The 2964-nt window shown below is 70.4% G+C and carries 2 protein-coding genes; both read left to right on the forward strand.

The window, feature by feature from the left end; translation table 11 throughout:
- Nucleotides 1-1811: AbeC-like domain-containing protein (locus tag C1I98_RS37320; protein WP_497846211.1), on the forward strand; the 1811-nt coding region annotated here is incomplete at its 5' end.
- Nucleotides 1808-2161 (forward strand): hypothetical protein, encoded by a 354-nt coding sequence (locus C1I98_RS37325; RefSeq protein ID WP_111171973.1) that lies wholly within the window; start codon nt 1808-1810, stop codon nt 2159-2161. The genes C1I98_RS37320 and C1I98_RS37325, both read left to right, overlap by 4 nt.
- Nucleotides 2162-2964 lie beyond the last annotated feature (803 nt).

Genomic DNA, 2964 nt, shown 5'->3' on the forward strand with positions numbered 1-2964 from the left:
GGCCGTCGGTACCCCAAGCCCCGGGACCGGCCGAGCAGGTGCCACAACCGCAGCAGGCCGCGCCGCCCGCCCCCCTCCAGAACGCCACCCGCTACCTGTGCGCGGGGGCCTACCTGAACGGCCGGTTCCGTGATCGGGTGCTGCGCGAGCTGCTCGATGACCGGTACCGCGCGGTCGCGCCGTCCTTCGGCGGTGTCGATCTGGTCCCGGTGCTGGCCCACTGCCTGCGCGCCGAACGCCTCTCCGTGCTGCGCGACGCCTTCATCACGGTGCTGCTCATCGTGTCCCTGCTGGTCTGGCCCGCCGTGCTGTTCATCCTGCCCTGGGTGCCGCTCGTCCTGTTGTCTGCGCCCGCCGTACGCCGCGGCCCGGCCACGTCCAAAGCCACGCTTTTGCTGGCGACCGGGCTGTTGCTGCCCGTCTTCGGCTACCTGATCATCATGAGCGGCGTCGGTACGGGGTTCGACACGGCACCCGGTGAACTCCCCTCGCCCGGCGCTCTGCTCGGACCGCTCGTCATCGCCGCGCTGCCCTTCGCCCTCGCGATCGGTTACCGCGTGATGTGGTACCTGACCCTGTCCGAACGCCTCAAGCCCGGCTTCCACGACGGGCTCACCGACGACGGGATCGCCGCCCACCGCGACCGGCTGGAGTACATCGCGCGGGCCCAGTGGGGCAACATCACCCTCTACGGCGCGGAGAACCCGTTCGTCGGCGCCGGAGACGTCCACCGATCCTGGTCGATCGCCGTCGAACTGGACCGCCTGCGCCGCCCGCCCGGCCGTTCCCCGGGCTCTGCCGGTTACTCCGGCCGCGACGATCCGGTCAGAGACCGGCAGGTCGAGATCGACGTCGTCGATCTGCACGACTTCGTGCGCTCCCGGCTGCTCCAGATGCGCGACGCCGTACGCGACCCCGCGCAGGTCATCGCGGGCCTGCACATCACCGACCACCTCGCCGTGCGCGGCACGTTCACCCGCCGCGACTGGCCGGACGCCCGCGCCCGTACCTGGCACGGCCCCCACAACAGCCACCCGCTGATCGACCCCGGCTCCGGGATGCCGCACTACGCGGCCCGCAAGGACACCATCGACGCGGTGAGCCGGCATCCGCAGGGCGGCGTACGCCACTACCAGCGGGTCACCGTCAACGTGGACGGCCAGGACATCAGGAACGCGGACGGCTTCCTGCTCGCCCCGGCCGAAGATCGGGGGATCGTCGTCTCGGCGTTCATCCACCTCGCGGTGGAGGGCCGCATGCTCTACACCCAGCTCGTGGTGACGGTTCTGCCGCCGGTCGCGGCGCAGTTCCACGAGATCGACAAGCTGCCGGCCCTGCCCAAGCCGATCGTGGTCTGGCGGGCGGCGCTGTCCGGGCGTAACGATCTGGTGGCCGACGTGGTGTTCGCGCCGGGGCGGCTGATCCGCACGGCCGTCCAGAACATCCGTCGCGGCATTCGGCAGCGCAATCCCGCCCGCTACCTGGTCTATCCGTTCGGGGCGCGGGAGAGCGTGCGCGAGCTGGGCGCGGCGATCGACGTGGACCGGTTCACTCATGTGCTGGACGCCGACAAGTACACCAAGCTGATCGAGCAGCGGCTGACCGAGGCGGTGCTCGACTATCTGGAGGCCCGCGACATCGACACCACCGCCTATCGGCAGCAGGCGGCGACGGTGATCAACAACGGCGCGATCATCACCGGCGGCACGGTGACCGGCCCGGTCGCCGCGGGGGCGCACGCCCAGGCCAGGCAGCAGCAACATCAACATCAACAGCAACAGGGGCAGCCGCAGCCGGGGAGCGCGAATTGAGCGAGGTCAACAAGGGCATCCAGATCAGCGGCGGGAACGTCCAGGGGCCGATGGCGGTCGGTACGGGGGCGCGAGCCGTCCAGCACATCGGCGGCCCGGCCGCTCCGCCCGGCGAGGCGGAACGACTGCTGGCCGACATCCGTGAGCTGGTCGAACGGTACCGCGAGGAACTGGGCGACCAGGCCCGGCCGGTACTGCGCGAGGCCGACCGGATCGAAGACGAACTTGCCGAGGACGACCCCGACGCCGACGTACTGTCCGACACCCTGGAACGAATGGCCCGCCGCGTCACCGCCATCACCACCCTCAGCCAGGCCGTCGCCGCCCTCACCACCCTCCTCCTCGGCTGATCGGGCAGGCCCGCTGCCCGGTAGCCGCGAGTGAGTGAGACCTGTGGGCTGGCGGTGTTCATGCGGGGTGGTGCTGAGGGGGAGGGTGCTCCTGGTGGAGGTCGCGTTCTGGCTGTGAGCCCCCACGGGTGAGGGCACGGTCTGATCCCGAGACTCAAGATCGGTCCATCGGGAAGGGGCTCCGATCGGGAGCTGCGACTCGCCCAGCCCCCAAGTCCGAACGCACCATGCCCCCACACACACATCGCCCCCCGGTACCGACCCGCGCGGAGACCCGCAGACCCCAGAACATCAGCCACACAACCTCACAGTCACAGGCAGGCCGCCGCCCCAGCCGGCCACCTCTGACCACGCCCGCTTGCCGCGCGGGCCGAGGACCTGGGCACGCCGGAAAGGCAAAGGGATACCGCTGCCCCAGCTGGCAGGACGGCGCGGCAGCAGGCAGGAACCGCGCGACCCGGCAATCCCTTGAAGCGAAATCGGCCACCAGTCACATAACCGTCCAGCAGGCCACAGCCCTGGAGAGGTCCAGACAGCCAGGCCGCCGCCCTTGGAGCAGGTCGGCCACTGGGCGCACACCACATGGACAAGATCGCATGGTCAGTCCGCGAAAGAGACGCAGGCGAGCGGGCGGCCTCCTGGTCCCCGATGGGCCGGGCACCCCTCACCACCCCGGCCACTGGGAAAGGAGTGGGTGATCAGGCGGCCTCCTCTTGGACCCAGATGGGTCGCCAGTTGGGAATCTCGTGGAAGCGGCGCAGCTCGGCCATGCCGCTGAGGATGCCGGTCCAGGCCGGGTAGGG

It is taken from the genome of Spongiactinospora gelatinilytica, from assembly GCF_003236385.1.
Lineage (GTDB): Bacteria > Actinomycetota > Actinomycetes > Streptosporangiales > Streptosporangiaceae > Spongiactinospora > Spongiactinospora gelatinilytica.